The following is a 20,452-nucleotide window of genomic DNA, read 5'->3' as shown; positions in this document are numbered from 1 at the left end:
GGTACACCCATGACACTCGAAGCAAGCAAGGACAGCTCGGGCGTTCCGGTTCCCCCGGTGCTGCCGCCCACCCCGGACGCCGCGTCCGCGGCGCCCTCGCGCACGACCTCCATGCCGCTGTGGCGTCTGCTGCTGCGGGACCGCGTCGCCACCATCGCGGCGAGCATCCTGGTGCTCGTCTTCCTCACCGCGATCTTCGGTCCCATGCTGGTCGGCGACGCCGCCACCCGTCAGGACCTCGATCGATCCAACCTGGCGCCGTTCTCCCTCGACACCGGCTTCATGAACATCCTCGGCACCGATCCGCTCGGCCGCAGCATGCTCGCCCGCCTGATCGTCGCCAGCCGGACCACGCTGTCGGTCGCGATCCCCGCAGTCATCCTGTCCGGCATCATCGGCTCGATCATCGGCATGTGGGCCGGTTACCACCGCGGCTGGCGCGAGACCGCCGCCATGCGCGTCGCCGACGTCATCATGAGCTTCCCGTCGTTGCTGATGGCCGTCGTCGTGCTGTACGTCTTCTCCCCCAGCGCCGCGAACATCGTGCTGATCCTGACCATCACCCGCATCCCGATCTACCTCCGCACGGCCCGCGCCGAGAGCGCGGAACTCCGATCGCGAGTCTTCGTCGACGCGGCCCGCACGTTCGGCGCCGGCAGCGGCGCGGTGATCCGTCGCCACGTGGTGCCGATTCTGCTGCCCACGTTGCTGACCGTCGCCACGCTCGACTTCTGCTTCGTGATGCTGGCCGAGTCGTCGCTCAGCTTCCTCGGCATCGGGATCCAGCCACCCGACATCAGCTGGGGCCTCATGGTGTCCCAGGGCCGCACCTACCTGCAGAGCGCCTGGTGGCTGTCGTTCTTCCCCGGACTCGCGATCGTCATCACCACCGTGTCCGCGACCGTGCTGGCCGCGTGGGCCCGCATCGCCACCGACCCGGCGCAGCGCTGGCGCCTCACCCTCCCGCGTTCGAAGAGAAAGGCACGTCGATGAGTGCTCCCGCTCTCGCCCGCACCGCGCTCGAGGTCGACGGTCTGACCGTCGAGATCCGCACCCCGTCGGGCACCGTGCGTGCCGTCGACGGAGTGTCGTTCAGCGCGAAGCGCGGCCGCACACTCGCACTGCTGGGCGAATCCGGCTGCGGCAAGTCCATGACGGCCCAGGCCCTCGTCGGCTTGCTCGAGCCGATCGCCGACATCGTCGACGGCACCGTCATGCTCGGCGACACCGATCTGGTGACGGCGAACTCCAGGACTCGACGCCGCATCGCCGCCACCGAGCTCGCCATCGTCTTCCAGGACGCGCTGACGGCACTGAACCCCGTCTACACCGTGGGCACACAGTTGGCGGAACCGTTCCGCATACACCGCGGCATGTCGGCGAAAGCTGCACGTGTCGAGGCGATCTCGCTGATGGAGCGGGTGGGCATCCCGGAGCCCGAGTCGCGCGCCGACTCCTACCCGCACCAGTTCTCGGGCGGTATGCGTCAGCGCCTGCTCATCGCGATGGCCGTCGCCCTGGGGCCCACCGTGCTGCTGGCGGACGAGCCCACCACCGCTCTCGACGTCACCGTGCAGGCGCAGATCATGTCCCTGCTGCGCGACCTGCGCACCGAGCACGACATGGCCGTCATCCTCATCACGCACGATCTGGCCCTCGTCGCCGAGGAAGCCGACGACGTCGCCGTGATGTACGCGGGGACCGTCGTCGAAACGGGACCCGTCGCCGAGGTGTTTGGCGACCCGAAGCATCCCTACACGAAGGGACTGCTCGACTCGGTCCCCGTCGCCACCGTGCGCGGCGAGCACCTCAAGTCCATCGGCGGCACCCCGCCGGATCTGCACTCCATCCCGCCGGGATGCGTGTACCAGGCCCGATGCCCCATCGCGCGCGCCGTCTGCGTCGCGCAGCGCCCCGAGCTCCGCAGTGTCGCCGGCACCAGCCGTGCGACCGCATGCCATTTCCCCGAGGAGGTGTCCGGTGTCCGTTACGACGACAGTGGCGAGTGAGGCCGCGGCCACGCAGGCTGCACCGTTGCTCCAGGTCCGTGGAGTCTCCAAGACGTTCGACGTCGCCGCCGGCAGCGGCGGCCACAAGAAACTGCGGGCACTCGACGGCATCGACCTCGAGCTGCGACGCGGCGAGACCCTCGGCCTCGTCGGTGAGTCCGGCTGCGGCAAGTCCACACTCGCGCGCACGCTGATGATGCTCGAACGACCCGACACGGGCACCGTGTCGTGGGACGGCGTCGATCCGTTCGGCCTGAAGGGCAAGGAACTGCTCGCGTGGCGTCGTCGGATCCAGATGGTCTTCCAGGACCCGTACGGATCGCTCAACTCGAGGATGTCGGCGGCGGAGATAATCTCGGAGCCGTGGCACACGCATCGCACGATGTACAAGACCAAGCGCGACCGCGCCGCCCGCGTCCGGGAGCTGCTGCACCTCGTCGGTCTGCGTCCCAGCGACGAGCACCGCTACCCGCAGGAGTTCTCCGGTGGTCAGCGCCAGCGTCTCGGCATCGCGCGGGCCCTGGCACTCGATCCGAGTGTCGTGGTGTGCGACGAGCCCGTCTCGGCCCTCGACCTCTCGGTCCAGGCGCAGGTGCTGAACCTGCTCTCGGATCTGCAGAAGGAGCTCGGCATCAGCTACGTCTTCATCTCGCACGACCTGTCGGTGGTGCGACACGTCGCCGACCGGGTCGCCGTGATGTACCTCGGCCGGATCATCGAGACCGGGCCGACCGACGACGTCTTCGACCATCCCACGCACCCGTACACCGAGGCGCTGATGTCGGCAGCCCCGACGCTGGATCCCTCGACCCGGCGTTCGCGCATCCTCCTGGAGGGAGAGGTCCCGTCGCCTCTGAACCCGCCGTCGGGCTGCCGTTTCCGCACGCGCTGCGCGCACGCGACGGACGTCTGCGCCACGGGTATCCCCCCGTCGGTCGGGCGTCTCGGGAACCTGCACATCGCCGAGTGCCACCACCCGAGATCGGACGCCGTGGCCGTATGACCGTGCTCGCGTGACCGGCCTCGAATGGCTGGTCGTGGGCGTCGCGATCTTCACGGCGTCGTGTCTCCAGTCGTCCATCGGCTTCGGGATGGGGATGGTCGCGGCGCCCGTCCTGGCCATCATCGATCCGCGGATGGTGCCCGGCACGATCATCCTGCTCGCCACCGCGCTCACCGCGCTGGTGGTGGTGCGGGAGCGCACGAGCATCGACGTGCGCGGGGCCGGCTGGGCACTGGTGGGACGGGTGCCCGGCGTGATCGCCGGCGCCGCGCTGCTCGTCGTACTGCCCGAGCGGGGAGTCTCCATCATGCTCGGCGCAGTGGTGCTGTTCGGCGTCGTGGCCACGGCGATCGGCTGGTCGCCGACACCGCGACGCGGATCGCTCATGACCGCGGGCGCCGCGTCCGGACTGCTCGGCACCGCCACCTCCATCGGCGGGCCACCCATGGCGCTGATCTGGAGCGGCAGCAGCGGCGCCGCGTTGCGCAGCACCATGAGCGGCTTCTTCCTGATCGGCTCCCTGATGTCGCTCGCCGCGCTGGGGGTCACCGGCTCCCTCGACGCGCACTCCCTGGCGACCGGCGCCCTGCTCCTGCCCGCAGTCGCGCTCGGGTACATGGCCTCGCGCTGGGTGAACCGCGTACTCGACCGTCGTCGGCTGCGATGGGTGTCCATCGTCGTGTCGGCGGGTGGTGCGCTCGTGCTGCTGGTCGATGCGGTGGTGTGAGGTGTGCGGTTGCGGTGGGTGCGGCGCTAGCGCTTCCGGGAGCGCACACACCCTCTGGTGAGCGCACACTCGCTACAGCCGGCTGGACGGGGTGTGCGCTTCATGGCAGATGTGCGCACTCGGCACCGGCGCACTCGATCGATACTCACCCTGCATCGCTGCATCCACAAATGGTGTTGGACGGGAATGAATCACCCGCCCTAGGCTCGTCGACGTGAGCACCGTCACCGAGGTCCGAACCTCCCATGCCACCCCCGTCGTCACCGCGATGCGCGTCGTTCCCGTCGCCGGCCACGACAGCATGCTGCTGAATCTCAGCGGCGCCCATGCACCGTTCTTCACCCGGAACCTGGTCGTGCTGACCGACTCCGACGGGCGCACCGGTGTGGGCGAGGTGCCGGGTGGCGAGCCCATCCGCCGCTGTCTGGAGGACGCCCGAGCTCTCGTCGAGAACGCCTCGGTCGGCGACCACCACGCCGTGCTCAACGCGATGCGCCGCGCGTTCGCGGACCGCGACTCCGGTGGACGCGGCGCCCAGACCTTCGATCTGCGGATCGCCGTGCACGCCGTGACGGCCGTCGAGAGCGCACTGCTCGATCTGCTCGGCCAGCACCTGGGTGTGAGCGTCGCGGCCCTGCTCGGCGACGGCCGCCAGCGCGACCGAGTGCAGGCGCTCGGGTATCTCTTCTTCCTCGGCGACCGGAACAAGACGGATCTCGCGTACCGCGCACCCTCGGACGAGGGCAGTTCCGCCGACGCCTGGTCCCGCCTGCGCCACGAGGAGGCACTGACGCCCGACGCCGTGGTCGCACTCGCGGAAGCGGCGCACGCCAGGTACGGCTTCCAGGACTTCAAGCTCAAGGGCGGTGTCCTCCCCGCAGCGCAGGAGGCCGACGCCGTGCGCGCACTCGCGGAGCGCTTCCCCGCGGCACGCATCACGCTGGATCCCAACGGCGGCTGGCTCCTGAAGGACGCGATCGAGACGTGCCGTGGTCTGCGCGACGTGCTCGCCTACGCGGAGGACCCGGTCGGACCCGAGGGCGCATTCTCCGGGCGCGAGGTGATGGCCGAGTTCAAGAGCGCGACCGGCCTCCCCACCGCCACCAACATGATCGCCACCGACTGGCGCGAGATGGGACACACCATTCGATCCGGCGCCGTCGACATCCCGCTCGCGGATCCCCATTTCTGGACGATGAACGGATCGGTCCGCGTCGCGCAACTCTGCGATGCCTGGGGCCTGACGTGGGGATCGCACTCCAACAACCACTTCGACGTCTCGCTCGCCATGTTCACGCACGTCGCAGCTGCCGCTCCCGGTGAGATCACCGCCATCGACACGCACTGGATCTGGCAGGACGGGCAGCGCATCACGACGAATCCGTTCCCCATCGTGGACGGGTACCTCACCGTCCCCGACGTGCCGGGTCTCGGAGTGACCCTCGACATGGAGCGCGTCGAGGCCGCACACGAGCTGTACCAGCGCGAGGGCCTCGGGGCCCGCGACGATGCGGTCGGCATGCAGTACCTGGTGCCGAACTGGACCTTCGACAGCAAGCGCCCCTGCCTGCAGCGCGCATGAAGGTCGTCGTCGCGGACCGCAACCTCCTCCCGCATCGGGACGCCGTCGAGGCGGTGATGCCGGACGGCACCGTCGTGTCGTGGCACGAACGCTTCGACGAGGACGCGCTCGTCGCCGACCTCGCCGATGCGGACGTCCATGTCGGGGGCCGGGTCACCGAGGCCATGGCGCAGGCGGGCCGGGGCCTGCGACTCGTCCAGGTCGCGGGAGCCGGCGTCGACAACGTCGCCCGTGCGGCCCTTCCATCGACCACACTGCTGGCCAACACGTTCCACCACGAGGACTCCATCGCGGAGTACGTGCTCGCGTCTGCGGTGCTCTTGCGGCGTGGCTTCCTGACGCAGGATCACGCACTGCGACAGAGTGTCTGGTCGACCTCGGTGTACGACGACACGCTGCCCCAGCCGTCCGCGACAGCGGGCGCCCGCGTGGGCCTCGTCGGCTTCGGCCACATCGGGCAGCGCTCGTGGTCGCTGCTGCGCACCCTCGGCTGCCTCGGCGCCGCCGTGACCGGACGCGGAGCCGTCGACGTGGCCGCTCACGGCCTGGACTGGGCCGGCGATGCCACGGAACTTCCGCGGCTGATGGCGGAGTCGGACATCGTCGTCGTCTCGGCACCTCTCTCCGCGGCGACGACCGGCATGATCGGCGCGGACGAGCTCCGCGCGCTGGGGCCGGCGGGAGTCCTGATCAACGTCGGCCGCGGGCCGCTGGTGCAGGAGCGGCCGCTACACGACGCGCTGGCGACCGGCGAGCTCGGCGCCGCGGCCATCGACGTCTGGTACAGCTACCCCGGCCCGGACGGGCGAGGCGAGCCGAGTGCACTCCCGTTCGGAAGCCTGCCGAACGTGCTGATGACGCCGCACTCGTCCGGCATCACGCGCCGAACGTTCGAGGGCCGCTGCCGCGACATCGTCGCCAACATCCGGCATCTCGCCGACGGGACCCCGCTGATCAACCTGGTCGGCTGACCCCGAACAGGACGAAGGCCGGTCACCACGCGGGCGACCGGCCTTCGTCGAGACGGTGCTAGGAGACGCCGAGCATCTCGTGATCCTTCAGCGACGACGTGATCACCCGGAGGTGGTCATCGACCCCGCCGAGCGTGTGCTCGATGGCCGTGAGACGCGAGAAGTAATGTCCCACAGGGTATTCGTCCGTCACCCCGATTCCGCCGTGCAGCTGGATCGACTCCTGGCCGATCTGCCGGGCGGAGCGTCCGATCTGCAACTTCGCCCGCGACGCGACCGTGGGATCCGGAGATCCGTCGGCCAGCGACATCGTCGCGTAGAGCGCCATGCTGCGTGCCAGTTCGAGCTGCACGTACATGTCCGCAGCGCGGAACGTCAGTGCCTGGAACTTGGCGAGCGGCACACCGAACTGCTTGCGCTGCTTCAGGTACTCCGTGGTGAGTCGCAGCGACTCCTCCATCGCACCGAGCGCCTCGGCAGCGAGAGCCGCCTGCGCACGGACGTTGGACGCCACGATGGCGGCACTGGCGTCGCCGCCGTCACCGAGCGGTTCGCCCGCGACGTCCGACAGCTCGAGCGACGCGCCGCGCAGTCCGTCGTGGGTGCGGTAGGTCTTGCGCGTGAGTCCCTCGGCATCGGCCGCGACCAGGAACAGGCCCACGCCTCCGCCGGGCAGCGCCGCGCTGATCACGAAGTGATCGGCGCAGTCACCGTGCAGCACAGGGTTCTTCACACCCGAGAGTGCCCACGAGCCACCCGATCCGGCCGGCCTCCGGCCTTCACGCAGGTCCTCGGTGGCCGACGTCGACACCTCGGCTGCCGGCCAGCGGGTGCCCGGCTCGGAATGCGCGAACGCGAGAAGGGTCTGCCCCTCCGCGACGCCCGGCAGGATGCGCTGACGCTGATCGGTCGATCCGACCTCGGTGATGAGACCACCCGGAATCAGCACGCAGTCCAGCAGCGGCTCGGGTGCGAGGCGGCGACCGATCTCGGTCATGACCGCGAAGGTCTCGACCGGTCCGGCGTCCATGCCGCCGTCGTCCTCGGCGAAACTGAGGCCGAGCAGGCCCAGCTCGGCGAACTGCTTCCAGACCGATTCGGTCCAGCCGCGCTCGCTCTCCACCGCTGCCTTGCGCTTCTCGTTGTCGTAACTGCGGGCGAGCACGTCACGCACCGTGTCGCGCAGCAGCTTCTGTTCTTCGTCCAGTTCGAACTGCATGTCGTGCGCTCCTAGAGACCGAGAATGCCGGACGCGATGATGGTGCGCTGCACCTCGTTCGAGCCGCCGTAGATGGATGTCTTGCGGAAGTTCAGGTAGGTCGGGGTCGCACGCTGCGCCCAGACCGGTGTCGGCGAGTCCTCTCCGGCCGCGAACGGGAGCGAGTCCGGTCCCGCCACGTCGGTGAGGATCTCGGTGGCCAGCTGCTGCAGCTCGCTGCCCCGGAGCTTGAGCACCGACGACGCCGGGTTCTCCTTGCCGGAGACGTAGCTGGAGACGATGCGCAGCTGGGTGAGCTCGAGTGCGAGCACCTGGTTCTCGAGCTCGGCGAACCGAGCGGCGAAGACCGGATCGTCGAGCAGCGTGCCGGTCCCGACCGTGGTCTCGGCCGCGAGCGCCTTGGCCTGCGCCAGCTTGGTCTTGGTGAAGCCGAGTCGCGTGATGCCGGTGCGCTCGTTGCTCAGCAGGAACTTGGCGTAGGTCCAGCCGGCGTTCTCCTCGCCGACGAGGTTCTCGACGGGGACGCGGACGTCCTCGAACCAGACCTCGTTGACCTCGTGGCCGCCGTCGATCAGCTTGATCGGGCGCACGGTGATGCCGGGGGTCTTCAGGTCGACCAGGATGAACGAGATACCGGCCTGCTTCTTCGGCGCGTCCGGGTTGGTGCGCGCCAGCACGAAGATCCAATCGGCGTACTGGCCGAGCGTGGTCCACGTCTTCTGACCGTTGATGACGTACTCGTCACCGTCGCGCAGAGCGACCGTGCGCAGCGACGCGAGGTCCGATCCCGCCTCGGGCTCGGAGAAGCCCTGGCACCACCAGATGTCGAGGTTCTGCGTGGGCGGGAGGAACTTCTGCTTCTGCTCCTCGCTGCCGAAGGTCGCGATGACGGGCCCCACCATCGAGATGTTGAAGGCCAGGGGCTCGGGCACCGACGCGAGCTGCAGCTCGTCCAACCAGATGTGGTGCTGCATCGGGGTCCAGTCCTTGCCACCCCATTCGACGGGCCAGTGCGGGCTCGCCATGCCGTGCTTGTTCAGGATCTGCAGCGTCGTGATCATGTCCTCGCGCTCGAGTTCCTCGCCTGCCGCGTTGCGCTCGCGGATATCGGCAGGGATCTCGGTACGGAAGAAAGTTCGCATCTCGTCGCGGAACGCAGCTTCCTCATCGGTGAGTGCCAGGTTCATCTGTGACCTTTCGAAGTCCTTCGCTGATCTCTAGCACCGTACTCTCCGGTAACCAGGCTCGGACAGGGGTGCCGTCGACCGATATTCTGGGCCCGACCATGACCGATCACCTCGACTCCCGGGCGCGGAGCACCTCTGTCCGAGTGGCCCTCGTGCGCCACGGCGAGACCGACTGGAACGTCGAGGGGCGTCTGCAGGGCTCCTCCGACATCCCGCTCAACGACATCGGGCGCAGCCAGGCCCGGACCGCGGCCGCCGCGCTGGCCGACGACTCGTGGGACACCCTCGTCAGCTCGCCGCTCTCGCGGGCGTCGGAGACCGCCGACATCATCGGCCACGTCATCGGGCTCACCCGCTCGGCCGACCACGAGGACCTGATGGAACGTCGCTTCGGACGTGCCGAGGGCATGACCGGCTACGAGGCGTGGGCGTACTGGCCCGACGGTGACTACCCGGGCGCCGAGTCGCACGAGGCGCTCGCCGAGCGAGGGCGTCGTCGACTCGACCTGCTGGCCGACGAGAACCCCGGCAGGTCCCTCGTCGCCGTGGCCCACGGCGGCATCATCCGGGCCGTGCTGAGGTCCATCACCGGCCACCCTGCGCCGCGCATCGCGAACGCCGGCGTGAGCATCGTCGTCCGCGACGACGACGGCTGGTCGGTCCGCACCGTCAACTCGGTTCCCGTCCGCCACGGCCGACGGCTCCGCTGACGCGTCAGGAGAGGAACGTCTCCACGGGCGCGGGGCGCCCGTAGAGGTACCCCTGCGCGTACGTGCAGCCGAGTTCGGTGACGATGCGCTCCTGCTCCGTCGTCTCCACGCCCTCGGCGACGGTGCGCATGGTCAGCGCGGTGGCCATGGCCTCGATGGCCGTCACGATGGACACCGACGCGTCGTCGACCGGGACGCGGTCGATGAACGACTTGTCGATCTTGATGACGGTGATGGGCAGATCTCGTAGGCGACCGAGCGAGGAGTACCCCATCCCGAAGTCGTCGAGCACCAGCACGATGTCCTGCTCGGCGAGACGTGCGAGGACCCGATTGGCCACCACCGGATCGGCGATGAGGGCACTCTCGGTCACCTCGAGCCCGAGCACCGACCCGTCCAGACCGTGCGACGCCAGCAGGTCCGCGACGACGTCCGGGAGCCGCTCGTCACGCAGCTGCAGCACGGAGAGGTTCACCGACATCGACATGCGCGGCGCTCCCGCCGCCCGCAGTCGCACCAGATCGCCCAGAGCCGTGTCGAGTACCCAGGTCCCGATCTCGGAGATCATGTTGGTGGCCTCGGCGACCGGGATGAACTCGTCCGGCCCCACCCAGCGGCCGCGATGCTTCCACCGCACCAGGGCCTCGTAGACCAGCACGTCGTGGGTCCGCAGCGACACGATGGGTTGGTAGTGCACCGCCATCTCCCCGCGCGCGACCGCGCCGCGCAGCGCGCTGCCCAGCTCGACCGACCGGGTCGCCGCGGTGCGCAGGGACTCGTCGAAGAACGCGTAGGCCGCCGGCCCGCGGAACTTGGCGTCGTACATCGCCGTGTCGGCCTCGCGGACCAGATCGTCCGCGAGCCCGGCGGGACCGCAGGACGTCGCGATGCCGATGCTGACGCTCACGTACAGCGACGCCACACTCAACTCGAACGGTTCCGCGAACGCGGCCAGGAGCAGTTCCGCGAGTTCCTCGGCACGGGCCCGGTCACAGTGCGCCACCACCACGAACTCGTCGCCGGCGTACCGCACCACGTCCTCGTCGGCGGAGACCACGCGCCGGATGCGCTGCGCCGCCGCCTGGATGAGCTCGTCGCCCGCGCGGTGGCCGTACGAGTCGTTGACGACCTTGAAGTTGTCGAGGTCCGCGAACAGCACGGTGGTGGCCGACGCCGACGAGGACGGCCTCCGCGCAGCGCGTTCCAGGATCGACTCGAGCATGGACCGATCGGGGAGACCGGTGAGCGAATCGTGGGTGGCGTCGTGGCGGGCCTTGTCCTCGCTGCGCTGCACCCGGCTCAGCGCCCGCTCACCGCGGACGAACATTCCCACCAGGATCACGGCCAGAAAGGTCGAGCGGACCACCACGTCCGCGGTCCCCACCGCGTCGCCGACGAGCGGCAGCGCGGCGCAGGTGGCGACGAGCGCGACGGACACCGTCATCCGCTGCCGGGTGAGCGCGGCCGTCACACCTCCCGCGCGGCCCACCCACGCCATCGACGGATGCAGCGACGCGGCGGCCAGCAGGACGAACGCGAGCAGATACATCGCGTCGAGGACGACCGCGGGCGGGGCGACCGAGCGGGCCGTCGCGATCGCGTAGCCGAGATCGCCGACGATGGTGACGAGCAGTGCGGCGACGAGGAGAACCAGGGACACGTTGAAGCGGCTCTTCGACAACAGCAGGAAGAACGCCATCGTGAACAGGCCGGCGTCGATCGCGGGGAACAGCCCGTTGAGCACCACGGACGGCACGTCCCGCGTGGTCGAGAGGACCGGAGCCACCAGCAGCACCCAGGACACGAACGTCATGCCCAGCGTGACCAGGACCGCGTCGATGATGGTCGGGGTGGGCCGCGAGTTGCCCCCTCGCCGCGACCAGCCGACGATGCCGAGGACGAGCAGCAGGTAGCCGAGCAACACCAGTACCTCCGGCAGCAGCCGGATCGCCGAGGGCAGGTCCGCGCGCACGCTCCGCGCGGACAGGCCCACCAGGAAGGACGTCGCCGCGCCGAGCATGCACCGCCAGGCGTACGTGTCGGTCGGGCTGTTGCGCCGCAGGCCGACCAGGACCACGACCATGCAGCCGATGGCGCCCACCGCGAAGACGCCGGTCCGGATCGATGCGGGCACGATCAGGTAGACGGCCAGCACCACGGCGGCCACCGTGAACGACGCCGCCAGGTAGCGCCCCGGCGACCGGACGGGCCCACCGAGGCGCGATCGGTCCAGCGCCGCAGCGGTCACTCGTGGGGGAACGGGCGTCGACACCATCGACTCGTCCTCCTCGACCACCGCGCGTGAGCGTGTCCCCCGAACCACGACCTGTCCGACCACAATCTATCCGTCCACAACCTAGCTGAGCAGTGGAAAGACGAGCAGCGCCGAGGCAGCAGTCATGCCTGCGCGGACGGCGCCGACGCTGCCGACAGTGCCCGAGATCGGATGCCGCCGCTCCCGCGCCGCGACACCGACGACGACGGTCCGTGCGAGGGCCAGGTGAGAGGTGGTTTCCGGTGCCGAACGGCCACTGTCGCGGCAGCCCGGGCGCCGTAACGACTCGATAACGAAGAGACCGATCGCCCCTCTCGATGCTGAGGTTCGGCCACTACTTCGGTAGGTCTGGGTGAGTGAGTACTTCCGAATCAGGTTCTGTCGACAACCCGACACCGGCGCTGAAGGACGCTCCGCCCGGGGTTCTCCGGCGCGCGATCGGCGCCTCGGCGATGGGCAACGCGACCGAGTGGTTCGACTACGGCGTGTACGCCTACACGGCCACGTACATCTCCCGCGCGTTCTTCCCGGACGACCTCGAGTCCGCCACCCTGCTGACGCTGGGCATCTTCGCGGTGTCCTTCCTCGTGCGTCCGCTCGGCGGCCTCGTCTGGGGACCACTGGGGGACCGTCTCGGCCGCAAGCACGTCCTCGCACTGACCATCATCCTGATGGGCACCGCGACCTTCCTCATCGGTGTCATCCCGAGTTACGCCTCGATCGGCTTCTGGGCACCGGTTCTGCTGGTGATCCTGCGGATGATCCAGGGCTTCTCCACCGGCGGTGAGTACGGCGGCGCAGCCACCTTCATGGCCGAGTACTCCCCCGACCGCAAGCGCGGCTTCTACGGCAGCTTCCTCGAGTTCGGCACACTCGGCGGCTTCTCCCTCGGCGCCCTCGTGGTGCTGGCCGTCGACCTGCTCTCCACCGACGCGTTCATGGACACGTGGGGCTGGCGCCTGCCGTTCTTCGTCGCCGGGCCGCTGGCGCTCATCGGGCTCTACATGCGGTCCAAGCTCGAGGACACCCCGGTGTTCCGTGAACTCGAGAACGAGGACGCGGTGGAGCACAAGACGTCCACCCAGTTCCGCGAACTGATCGCCACCTACTGGCGACCGATCCTCACGCTGATGGGCCTCGTCGTCGCGCTCAACGTCTGCAACTACACCCTGCTGAGCTACATGCCGACCTATCTGGAGAGCCGGATCGGCCTGTCGAGCACGTCGTCGCTGTTCCTCGTCGTCATCGGGCAGTTCGCCATGATGCTCGTCATTCCGTTCGCCGGAGCACTGTCGGACAAGGTGGGGCGCAAGCCACTGTGGCTCGTCTCGATGGTCGGACTGCTGATCTTCGCGATCCCGATGTACATGCTGATGACGGTCAACTTCGGCTGGGCCATCGTCGCGTTCACCGTGCTGGGCCTGCTCTACGTCCTGCAGCTCTCGACCATCTCGGCGACGTTCCCGGCCATGTTCCCGACGCACGTCCGGTTCGCCGGCTTCGCCATCGCCTACAACGTGTCGACCTCGTTGTTCGGTGGCACGGCGCCGGCGGCCAACGAGTGGCTCGTCGAACGGACCGGCAACGACCTCGTCCCGGCGTTCTACATGATGGGCGCCTGCGTCGTCGGACTGATCGCACTGCTCTTCGTCGCCGAGACGGCGGGCGCGTCGATCCGCGGCCGCGGAGTCCCCGGTGTCGACACCGACGCGCATCCCTCGGCGTTGCAGAAGAGCTGACGCACCGCACCCCCGCGAGACTCTCGCGGGGGTGCGCTGGTATCAGTGCTTGCCGCGGGGCGGTCCGCCGTCGCGCTGCAGCTGGATGAGCACGCCGCTGATCCTGGTGCGGCGCAACGCTTCCAACGTCTCGTCCGCGAGATCCGCCGGGAGCTCGACCAGGCTGTGATCCGGCCGGATGCTGATGTGCCCGAAGTCGCTGCGCCGCAGCCCGCCCTCGTTGGCGATGGCACCGACGATGGCACCGGGCGCCACCTTGTGCCGCTTGCCGACGCTGATCCGGTACACCGCCAGATCCTGATCGCCCTTGCGAGACTTGCGCAACGGCGGTGCGTCCCGATCGTCGAACTTGCGCTCGGGGCGCTCGCGCTTCTCCCTCGGCGGGGGCGGCGGCTCGGGCGACATGAGGAACGCGTCGCCGTCCCGCGACTGCGTCGCCAGCGCCGCGGCGATGTCCGCGAGCGGCACGTCGTGCTCGCGCTCGTAGTCCTCGATGAGTCGACGGAACAGCCCGAGCGACGTCGAGGACAGCGACTGGGTGATGGAGTCGGCGAACTTGGCCACGCGCTGCGCGTTGACGTCGTCGACGCTCGGCAGCTGCATCTCGGTGATCGGCTGCCGCGTCGCCTTCTCGATGGCCTTGAGCAGATGACGCTCCCGCGGCGCGACGAACAGCAGCGCTTCGCCCGCGCGCCCGGCGCGACCGGTCCGCCCGATGCGGTGCACGTACGACTCGGTGTCGTGCGGGATGTCGTAGTTGACGACGTGCGAGATCCGCTCGACGTCGAGACCGCGGGCCGCGACGTCGGTGGCGACGAGCACGTCGAGCGCACCGTTCTTGAGCTGACCGATGGTCCGCTCGCGCTGCGCCTGCACGATGTCACCGTTGATGGCGGCGGCCGAGTAGCCCCGCGCCCGCAACTTCTCGGCGAGCTCCTCCGTGGCCTGCTTGGTGCGGACGAAGATGATCATCGCCTCGAAGTCCTCGACCTCGAAGATCCGCGTCAACGCGTCGAGCTTGCGCTGATGCGCCACCTGCACGTACCGCTGCGTGATGTTGGGGGCGGTGGACGTCTTCGTCTTCACCGTGATCTCGACCGGATCGTGCAGGTACTGCTGCGAGATCTTGCGGATCGCCGACGGCATGGTGGCCGAGAACAGCGCCACCTGCTTGTACTCGGGGGTGTCCGCGAGGATGCGCTCGACGTCCTCCTGGAATCCCATCTTCAGCATCTCGTCGGCCTCGTCGAGCACGAGATACTCGAGGTGCGACAGGTCCAGCGTGCCCTTCTCGAGGTGGTCGATGACGCGACCGGGCGTGCCGACGACGATGTGGGCGCCGCGCCGCAGACCGGAGAGCTGGGTGCCGTACGCCTGCCCGCCGTAGATGGGCAGGATGTGCAGGCCCTCGATGTGGGTGGCGTACTTGCCGAACGCCTCGGCCACCTGGATGGCCAGCTCGCGGGTGGGCGCGAGGACCAGCGCCTGCGGCACCCGGTTGGCGACGTCGAGGCGCGAGAGGATCGGCACGGCGAACGCGGCGGTCTTGCCGGTGCCGGTCTGCGCGAGGCCGACGACGTCGTTCCCGGCCATCAACGGCGGGATGGTGGCTGCCTGAATGGGCGACGGCGTCTCGTACCCGACGTCCGCGAGGGCTTTCAGCACACGCTCGTCGATACCGAGATCGACGAACGAGGGGGTGTCGGTGGACACCGTTTCCGACTCGGAAGTGCTCATGTGCACCAGAGTCTAGTCCAGCGACCACCTGCAGAACGACAACTGTTCGAACAGGACAAAGCGGATACGGCACTACGATCACCGCAGCATCGCTTCATGTGATCCAATACACAACAAACCTGCTGCTACTGGAAGGTACAGACACCGTGCACGAATACTCGGTACCCGCGTCCTACACGATCCCGGACGACGTCTCGATGGCCGACACCGTGTTCCGCTACGCGAGCGAGACCCCGGAGTGGGTGGCGTTCCAACGGCGAGTCGGCGGCTCGTGGAAGGACGTCACGGCGCGCACGTTCGCCGACGAGGTCGCGGGCGTGGCCAAGGGCCTCATGGCCTCCGGCATCGAGTTCGGTGACCGCGTCGCCATCATGGCCGGCACCCGCTACGAGTGGGTCGTGCTCGACTACGCGATCTGGACCGCCGGTGGCTGCACCGTGTCCATCTACGAGACGTCCGCAGCCGATCAGGCGCAGTGGATCCTCGAGGACTCCGCGACCAAGCTCTTCGTCGTCGAGACCTCCGAACATCTCACCCGCATGAAGGACGTCACCGACAGCGCCGCGGATCTCCGCGAGACGCTGAGCTTCGACGGCGGTGCGATCGACGAGCTCACCACCCGCGGCGCCTCCGTGTCCGACGACAATCTGCACGCCCGTCGTCAGCAGGTGTCCGCGTCGTCGGCCGCCACGCTCATCTACACCTCGGGGACCACCGGCCGCCCGAAGGGTGTCCAGCTCACGCACTCGAACTTCTACGCCGAGACGACGGCCACCCAGGTGGCGCTGCACGACCAGATGACCGAGGGCAAGCGCACCCTGCTGTTCCTCCCGATGGCGCACGTGTTCGCTCGCGCTGTGTCGTTCGGCGCCTTCGAGGCCAAGGTCACGGTGGCGCACACGTCCGACACCACGACGCTGGTCGAGCAGTTCGCCGAGTTCCAGCCCGACTTCATCCTCTCGGTCCCGCGCGTGTTCGAGAAGGTCTACAACTCGGCCAAGCAGAAGGCGCACGACGGCGGCAAGGGCAAGATCTTCGATCAGGCCGCGGACGTCGCGATCGAGTGGAGCATCGCGCAGGACAAGGGCGGCGCCGGCCTGGTGCTCAAGGCGAAGCACACCCTGTTCGACAAGCTGGTCTACTCGAAGCTCCGCGCCGCGCTCGGTGGACGGTGCACCAGTGCGCTGTCCGGCGGCGGCCCCCTCGGCGCTCGACTGGGCCACTTCTTCCGCGGCATCGGCGTTCCGGTGCGTGAAGGCTACGGACTCACCGAGACCAGCGCCGCCGTCACGGTCAACACCACCGACAAGCAGCGCATCGGTTCCGTCGGCCGCCCGCTCGCGGGGCACGCCGTGAAGATCGCGGAGGACGGCGAGATCCTGGTGAAGGGTCCCGTCGTGTTCTCCGGGTACTGGCACAACGAGAAGGCCACCGAGGAATCGATCCGCGACGGCTGGTTCCACACCGGTGACCTCGGCTCACTCGACGACGAGGGCTTCCTCTCGATCACCGGTCGCAAGAAGGAGATCATCGTGACGGCAGGTGGCAAGAACGTCGCGCCCGCCGGCCTCGAGGACTCCATCCGGTCGCACCCGCTGGTCAGCCAGTGCCTCGTCGTGGGCGACGCCAAGCCGTTCATCGGGGCGCTCATCACGCTGGATCCCGAGGCTCTGCCCGGCTGGCTCGAGCGTCACGGTCTCGACAAGAGCACGTCCGCGAGTGATCTGACGACCAACGCCGACCTGATCGCCGAGATCGACAAGGCCGTCGACACGGCCAACTCGAAGGTCTCCAAAGCCGAGCAGATCAAGAAATACACGATCCTGCCCGGTGACTTCACGATCGAGTCGGGAGAACTGACGCCGACCATGAAGCTCAAGCGCAACGTCATCCTGGAGTCGCACGCCAGCGAGGTGGCCGACATCTACGGAGGCTGACACTCGTCCGACCCACCCGAGGCGCGCCCGTGAGAACTCCTCACGGGCGCGCCTCGCTCGTTGTGGCTCGTCAACACGCCCACCGGAGCAAGCCGACACTGCCATCGTGACGAATAGCAGTCATGACCACGACGACCACCGAACGCCAGACCTCGGGTGACTCCGCGCGTACGCGCGTCCACCCCTTCGCACGCATGCTCAGCGGAGTGGTCGCCGCCGGCGTCGTGCTCGGCGTGGGCGAGATCCTCTCGCTCCTCTTCAGCTCGGCGTCGTCACCGTTCTTCGCCGTCGGCTCCACCACCGTGGACCGCACGCCCGCGTTCGCCCGCGAGTTCGCGATCGACACCTTCGGCACCAACGACAAGGCCGCCCTGTTCGTCGGCATGTCCATCGGCATCGCGATCATCGCCGCCATCGCCGGCCTGCTCGAGCGCCCGTCCCGTCCCATCGGATCGGTGATCCTGCTGGTGCTCGGTGCCGTCGGCGTCTACGCGGTGCTGCAGCGGCCGACGTCCTCGCTCAGTGATGTCATCCCCACCGTGGTGGGCGTCGTCCTGGGCATCGCGGTCCTGCAAGCCCTCACGCGAGCGCTCGAGGTGCCGGCGGGCACGGTCGACGGGTTCATGCCGCGTCGCAAGTTCCTCGTCCTGTTCGGCGCTGCCGCCGCGGTGGCAGTCGCAGCCGGCACGGTCGGCCGGTACCTCGGCGATCGTGTCGCCGGCGTCGCCGAGGACATCAAGAACTTCCGCCTCCCCACGGTCGCGGCCGGCGAGAAAGCCGCCGCCATTCCGGCCGGTACCGACATCGGTGTCGAGGGCGCGACCACCTTCGTCACGCCGAACAACACCTTCTACCGCATCGACACCGCTCTGCAGGTCCCGCAGCTGACCACCGCCGAGTGGCAGCTCAAGATCCACGGCAAGGTCGACCGCGAGATGACGCTGAGCTGGGACGACCTCATGGCTCGCACTCCAATCGAGCGCGTCGTGACGCTGACGTGCGTGTCCAACGAGGTCGGCGGACCGCTCGCCGGCAACGCGACCTGGATCGGGTTCCCCATCAAGGACATCCTCGACGAGGTGGGTGTGCAGGCCGACGCGGACATGCTGCTGTCCACGAGCATCGACGGCATGACCATCGGTTCGCCGGTCGAGGCCCTCACCGACGGCCGCGACGCGATGCTCGCGGTGTCGATGAACGGCGAGCCGCTGCCCGTCGAGCACGGCTACCCGGTGCGTCAGGTCGTGCCCGGTCTGTACGGATTCGTCTCCGCCACCAAGTGGGTCGTCGACTGGGAACTCACGCGCTTCGACGAGGCGACGGCCTACTGGACCGACCGCGGCTGGGGCGACAAGGCACCGATCAAGACGGCGTCACGCATCGACGTGCCGGCCGCCTTCGCCCCCGTCGCACCCGGTCCCGTCCGTGTCGCAGGTACCGCCTGGGCGCAGCAGCGTGGCATCGAGCGCGTCGAGGTCCGTGTCGACAACGGACCGTGGCAGGAGGCGACGCTCGCCGAGCAGTACACGATCGACACCTGGCGCCAGTGGTTCTGGGACTGGGACGCCACTGCGGGCAACCACAACATCCAGGTCCGCGCGACGGATCAGGACGGGAACACGCAGGTCGAGGAGCGCACCCCGCCGATCCCCGGTGGTTCGACCGGGTGGCACACCCGCACCATCATCGTCAGCTGACGTCAGGCGTTCGCGAGGACGTGGTCCGCGGCCGCGTCGGTCACGGTGCGGTGGATCTTCTCGTGCAGCAGGTCGTGTCCGGCGTCGGCGTACTCGCGCAGGGTGATCGTCGGGATGCCGCGCACGAGGTCTCGGACGCCGTCGATCGGCACCATGCGGTCGTCCACACCGTGCAGTGCCAGGGTGGGCGACCGGGTCGCTGCCGTCAGATCCTCGCGGGAGATCGCGCGCGGCGGCATCGCCACCAGCACGACGGCGGGCGCGCTCCCGCCGGTCGCGAGCATCCGCACCGCGGTCGCGGACCCCAGCGAGTGGCCCATCACCGCAGGTCGGTGGCCGGCCTCGACCACGACGTCGAGGAGATGTCGTGCGTTCTCCGCCAGCGCGTCGAGGTAGGCGGCGTCGTCGGCCGCCTCTCCTTCGGACAAGCCGTGGCCGATGTGGTCGAGGCCCCAGGTGGCGATGCCGTGTGCTGACAGGGCAGCGCCGAACCGGTGGTACTGGCCGGTGTGCTGTCCCCGCCCGTGCAGGAAGACGAGGGTCGCGGCAGGGTCCTCGGTGGGTCCCCACTGGCGGTAGTGGGCGCGACCTCGGGGTCCTTCGAAGAACGGCATGTGGCCATTGTGGCTGATGTGACTCAATAGTCACCGGTTCGACACAGAACCGAACCCCACGGTTCTCTCCGCCGTGCGAGCATCGGACCATGAGGTTGGTTTTCGTCATCGTCGTCGCCGTCGTCGCGGCTCTTCTCGGGGCGCCCGCCGCCACCGCTGCGGAGCCTGCCCGAGTGGTCGGGGTGCGGCAGCTCTCGCCGACACACTCGGTCGTCGACGTCTACTCCCCCGCCATGAACCGCGTCGTGCCGAACGACGTGCTCCGCCCGGCTCGCGGCGGGTCGATCCCCACGCTCTACCTTCTCAACGGCGCCCTGGGCAACGAGGACGGAGTCGGCTGGATCAACAACTCCGGCGCCCCGGGATTCTTCGCCGACAAGAACGTCACCGTCGTGCTCCCCATCGGTGGGCGTCTCAGTTTCTACACGGATTGGCTCGCCGACGATCCGATCCTCGGATCCAACAAATGGCAGACCTATCTGACGCAGGAACTGCCCGGCGTCATGGACCAGCACTTCGGCAGTACGCGCCGCAACGCGGTGGCAGGGGTGTCGATGAGCGGCGGTCCGGCACTCGATCTCGCCGTGCAGGCGCCCGGCCTCTACCGTGCCGCGGCATCCATCAGCGGGTGCCCCGCCTCGTCGAACCCGCTCGCCCAGGCCGCGATCTCGATCATGATCGGCGGCGCCCTGAACAATCCCTTCAACATGTGGGGCCCTCCCGGTGCTCCCGCATGGGCGCAGCACGACCCGTCCCTCCACGCCGACCGCCTCCGCGGAACGGCTGTCTACGCAGGATCCGCGAGCGGTGTTCCCGGCCCCGTCGACCGCATCCCGCCCGGCAGCATTCCCCCGTTCGGTGGAGCAGCCGTCGAAGCCATGGTGAACACGTGCACCGGCATCTTCGCCGACGCGGTGCGGAGGGCGGGCGTGCCTGCGACCATCTCGATGCGCGGCGAGGGCTCGCACAGCTGGGCACTGTTCGAGGACCAGCTGAAGGAAGCGTGGGGCACGACGATCGCACCGGCTCTCGGGACCCGCTGACC

16 protein-coding genes are annotated in these 20,452 nt (G+C 68.8%); 11 read left to right on the top strand and 5 right to left on the bottom strand.

Annotation, left to right across the window (positions count from 1 at the left end; translation table 11 throughout):
- The first annotated feature begins 9 nt into the window (after positions 1 to 9).
- The 6 genes from QE449_RS04915 to QE449_RS04890 all read left to right on the top strand — a co-directional run bounded on the left by QE449_RS04915 (position 10) and on the right by QE449_RS04890 (position 6,292).
- A complete protein-coding gene (locus QE449_RS04915; RefSeq protein ID WP_307108321.1) occupies positions 10 to 993 on the top strand; it encodes an ABC transporter permease in 984 nt (327 codons plus the stop codon).
- Positions 990 to 2,009 (top strand): ABC transporter ATP-binding protein, encoded by a 1,020-nt coding sequence (locus QE449_RS04910; RefSeq protein WP_307108320.1) that lies wholly within the window; start codon positions 990 to 992, stop codon positions 2,007 to 2,009. Before QE449_RS04915 ends, QE449_RS04910 begins: the two co-directional genes overlap by 4 nt.
- Positions 1,981 to 3,012 carry an ABC transporter ATP-binding protein gene (locus QE449_RS04905; RefSeq protein WP_231476221.1) on the top strand — a complete coding sequence of 344 codons (1,032 nt, stop codon included), beginning with the start codon at positions 1,981 to 1,983 and terminating at the stop codon, positions 3,010 to 3,012. The genes QE449_RS04910 and QE449_RS04905 overlap by 29 nt, the downstream gene beginning before the upstream one ends.
- A 10-nt stretch (positions 3,013 to 3,022) precedes the next feature.
- Positions 3,023 to 3,739, top strand: coding sequence for a sulfite exporter TauE/SafE family protein (locus QE449_RS04900; protein WP_307108319.1), 717 nt, complete (start codon positions 3,023 to 3,025; stop codon positions 3,737 to 3,739).
- A 268-nt stretch (positions 3,740 to 4,007) separates the two neighbouring features.
- On the top strand, positions 4,008 to 5,321 hold the full coding sequence (locus QE449_RS04895) for an enolase C-terminal domain-like protein (RefSeq protein ID WP_307109679.1): 1,314 nt from the start codon (positions 4,008 to 4,010) through the stop codon (positions 5,319 to 5,321).
- The gene (locus QE449_RS04890; protein WP_307108318.1) at positions 5,318 to 6,292 is read left to right on the top strand and encodes a 2-hydroxyacid dehydrogenase; all 975 of its coding nucleotides are present in this window, start codon (positions 5,318 to 5,320) and stop codon (positions 6,290 to 6,292) included. The genes QE449_RS04895 and QE449_RS04890 overlap by 4 nt, the downstream gene beginning before the upstream one ends.
- A gap of 58 nt (positions 6,293 to 6,350) precedes the next feature.
- Here the strand turns inward: QE449_RS04890 and QE449_RS04885 are convergent, their stop codons facing one another.
- Together QE449_RS04885 and QE449_RS04880 are read right to left on the bottom strand one after the other, a co-directional pair.
- Entirely contained in the window at positions 6,351 to 7,511 is a 1,161-nt protein-coding gene (locus QE449_RS04885) for an acyl-CoA dehydrogenase family protein (RefSeq protein ID WP_027504703.1), read from the bottom strand.
- A gap of 11 nt (positions 7,512 to 7,522) precedes the next feature.
- Entirely contained in the window at positions 7,523 to 8,698 is a 1,176-nt protein-coding gene (locus QE449_RS04880) for an acyl-CoA dehydrogenase family protein (protein ID WP_027504702.1), read from the bottom strand.
- A 98-nt stretch (positions 8,699 to 8,796) separates the two neighbouring features.
- Here QE449_RS04880 and QE449_RS04875 point away from each other — a divergent pair, with 98 nt between their 5' ends.
- Positions 8,797 to 9,408 (top strand): histidine phosphatase family protein, encoded by a 612-nt coding sequence (locus QE449_RS04875; protein WP_051613109.1) that lies wholly within the window; start codon positions 8,797 to 8,799, stop codon positions 9,406 to 9,408.
- A gap of 4 nt (positions 9,409 to 9,412) precedes the next feature.
- Here QE449_RS04875 and QE449_RS04870 read toward each other — a convergent pair whose 3' ends face one another.
- The gene (locus QE449_RS04870; protein WP_222631621.1) at positions 9,413 to 11,704 is read right to left on the bottom strand and encodes a bifunctional diguanylate cyclase/phosphodiesterase; all 2,292 of its coding nucleotides are present in this window, start codon (positions 11,702 to 11,704) and stop codon (positions 9,413 to 9,415) included.
- Between the two features lie 431 nt (positions 11,705 to 12,135).
- Between QE449_RS04870 and QE449_RS04865 the strand changes: the two genes are divergently transcribed.
- The gene (locus QE449_RS04865; protein WP_081821135.1) at positions 12,136 to 13,422 is read left to right on the top strand and encodes an MFS transporter; all 1,287 of its coding nucleotides are present in this window, start codon (positions 12,136 to 12,138) and stop codon (positions 13,420 to 13,422) included.
- A 42-nt stretch (positions 13,423 to 13,464) separates the two neighbouring features.
- Here QE449_RS04865 and QE449_RS04860 read toward each other — a convergent pair whose 3' ends face one another.
- Complete coding sequence (locus tag QE449_RS04860) at positions 13,465 to 15,159, bottom strand: DEAD/DEAH box helicase (RefSeq protein WP_307108317.1); 1,695 nt, start codon at positions 15,157 to 15,159, stop codon at positions 13,465 to 13,467.
- 146 nt (positions 15,160 to 15,305) lie between these two features.
- Between QE449_RS04860 and QE449_RS04855 the strand changes: the two genes are divergently transcribed.
- A complete protein-coding gene (locus tag QE449_RS04855; RefSeq protein WP_307108316.1) occupies positions 15,306 to 17,096 on the top strand; it encodes a long-chain fatty acid--CoA ligase in 1,791 nt (596 codons plus the stop codon).
- A 122-nt stretch (positions 17,097 to 17,218) separates the two neighbouring features.
- Entirely contained in the window at positions 17,219 to 18,793 is a 1,575-nt protein-coding gene (locus QE449_RS04850) for a molybdopterin-dependent oxidoreductase (RefSeq protein ID WP_027504698.1), read from the top strand.
- A 2-nt stretch (positions 18,794 to 18,795) separates the two neighbouring features.
- Here the strand turns inward: QE449_RS04850 and QE449_RS04845 are convergent, their stop codons facing one another.
- Complete coding sequence (locus tag QE449_RS04845) at positions 18,796 to 19,407, bottom strand: alpha/beta hydrolase (RefSeq protein ID WP_307108315.1); 612 nt, start codon at positions 19,405 to 19,407, stop codon at positions 18,796 to 18,798.
- 89 nt (positions 19,408 to 19,496) lie between these two features.
- Here QE449_RS04845 and QE449_RS04840 point away from each other — a divergent pair, with 89 nt between their 5' ends.
- The gene (locus QE449_RS04840; RefSeq protein ID WP_307108314.1) at positions 19,497 to 20,450 is read left to right on the top strand and encodes an alpha/beta hydrolase family protein; all 954 of its coding nucleotides are present in this window, start codon (positions 19,497 to 19,499) and stop codon (positions 20,448 to 20,450) included.
- Positions 20,451 to 20,452 lie beyond the last annotated feature (2 nt).

Origin of the sequence: Rhodococcus sp. SORGH_AS_0303 (genome assembly GCF_030819335.1) — a bacterium.
In the GTDB taxonomy this organism is placed as follows: Bacteria; Actinomycetota; Actinomycetes; order Mycobacteriales; family Mycobacteriaceae; genus Rhodococcoides.
The sequence above is the reverse complement of the archived record's forward strand: the minus strand, read 5'-3'. Positions and strand labels throughout refer to the sequence as shown.

Coding starts and splice junctions, on each gene's coding strand:
- QE449_RS04875 (WP_051613109.1), top strand. CDS start 8,797: ATGACCGATCACCTCGACTCCCGGGCGCGGAGCACCTCTGTCCGAGTG.
- QE449_RS04850 (WP_027504698.1), top strand. CDS start 17,219: ATGACCACGACGACCACCGAACGCCAGACCTCGGGTGACTCCGCGCGT.
- QE449_RS04840 (WP_307108314.1), top strand. CDS start 19,497: ATGAGGTTGGTTTTCGTCATCGTCGTCGCCGTCGTCGCGGCTCTTCTC.
- QE449_RS04915 (WP_307108321.1), top strand. CDS start 10: ATGACACTCGAAGCAAGCAAGGACAGCTCGGGCGTTCCGGTTCCCCCG.
- QE449_RS04885 (WP_027504703.1), bottom strand. CDS start 7,511: ATGCAGTTCGAACTGGACGAAGAACAGAAGCTGCTGCGCGACACGGTG.
- QE449_RS04910 (WP_307108320.1), top strand. CDS start 990: ATGAGTGCTCCCGCTCTCGCCCGCACCGCGCTCGAGGTCGACGGTCTG.
- QE449_RS04895 (WP_307109679.1), top strand. CDS start 4,008: ATGCGCGTCGTTCCCGTCGCCGGCCACGACAGCATGCTGCTGAATCTC.
- QE449_RS04865 (WP_081821135.1), top strand. CDS start 12,136: ATGGGCAACGCGACCGAGTGGTTCGACTACGGCGTGTACGCCTACACG.
- QE449_RS04845 (WP_307108315.1), bottom strand. CDS start 19,407: ATGCCGTTCTTCGAAGGACCCCGAGGTCGCGCCCACTACCGCCAGTGG.
- QE449_RS04880 (WP_027504702.1), bottom strand. CDS start 8,698: ATGAACCTGGCACTCACCGATGAGGAAGCTGCGTTCCGCGACGAGATG.
- QE449_RS04890 (WP_307108318.1), top strand. CDS start 5,318: ATGAAGGTCGTCGTCGCGGACCGCAACCTCCTCCCGCATCGGGACGCC.
- QE449_RS04860 (WP_307108317.1), bottom strand. CDS start 15,159: ATGAGCACTTCCGAGTCGGAAACGGTGTCCACCGACACCCCCTCGTTC.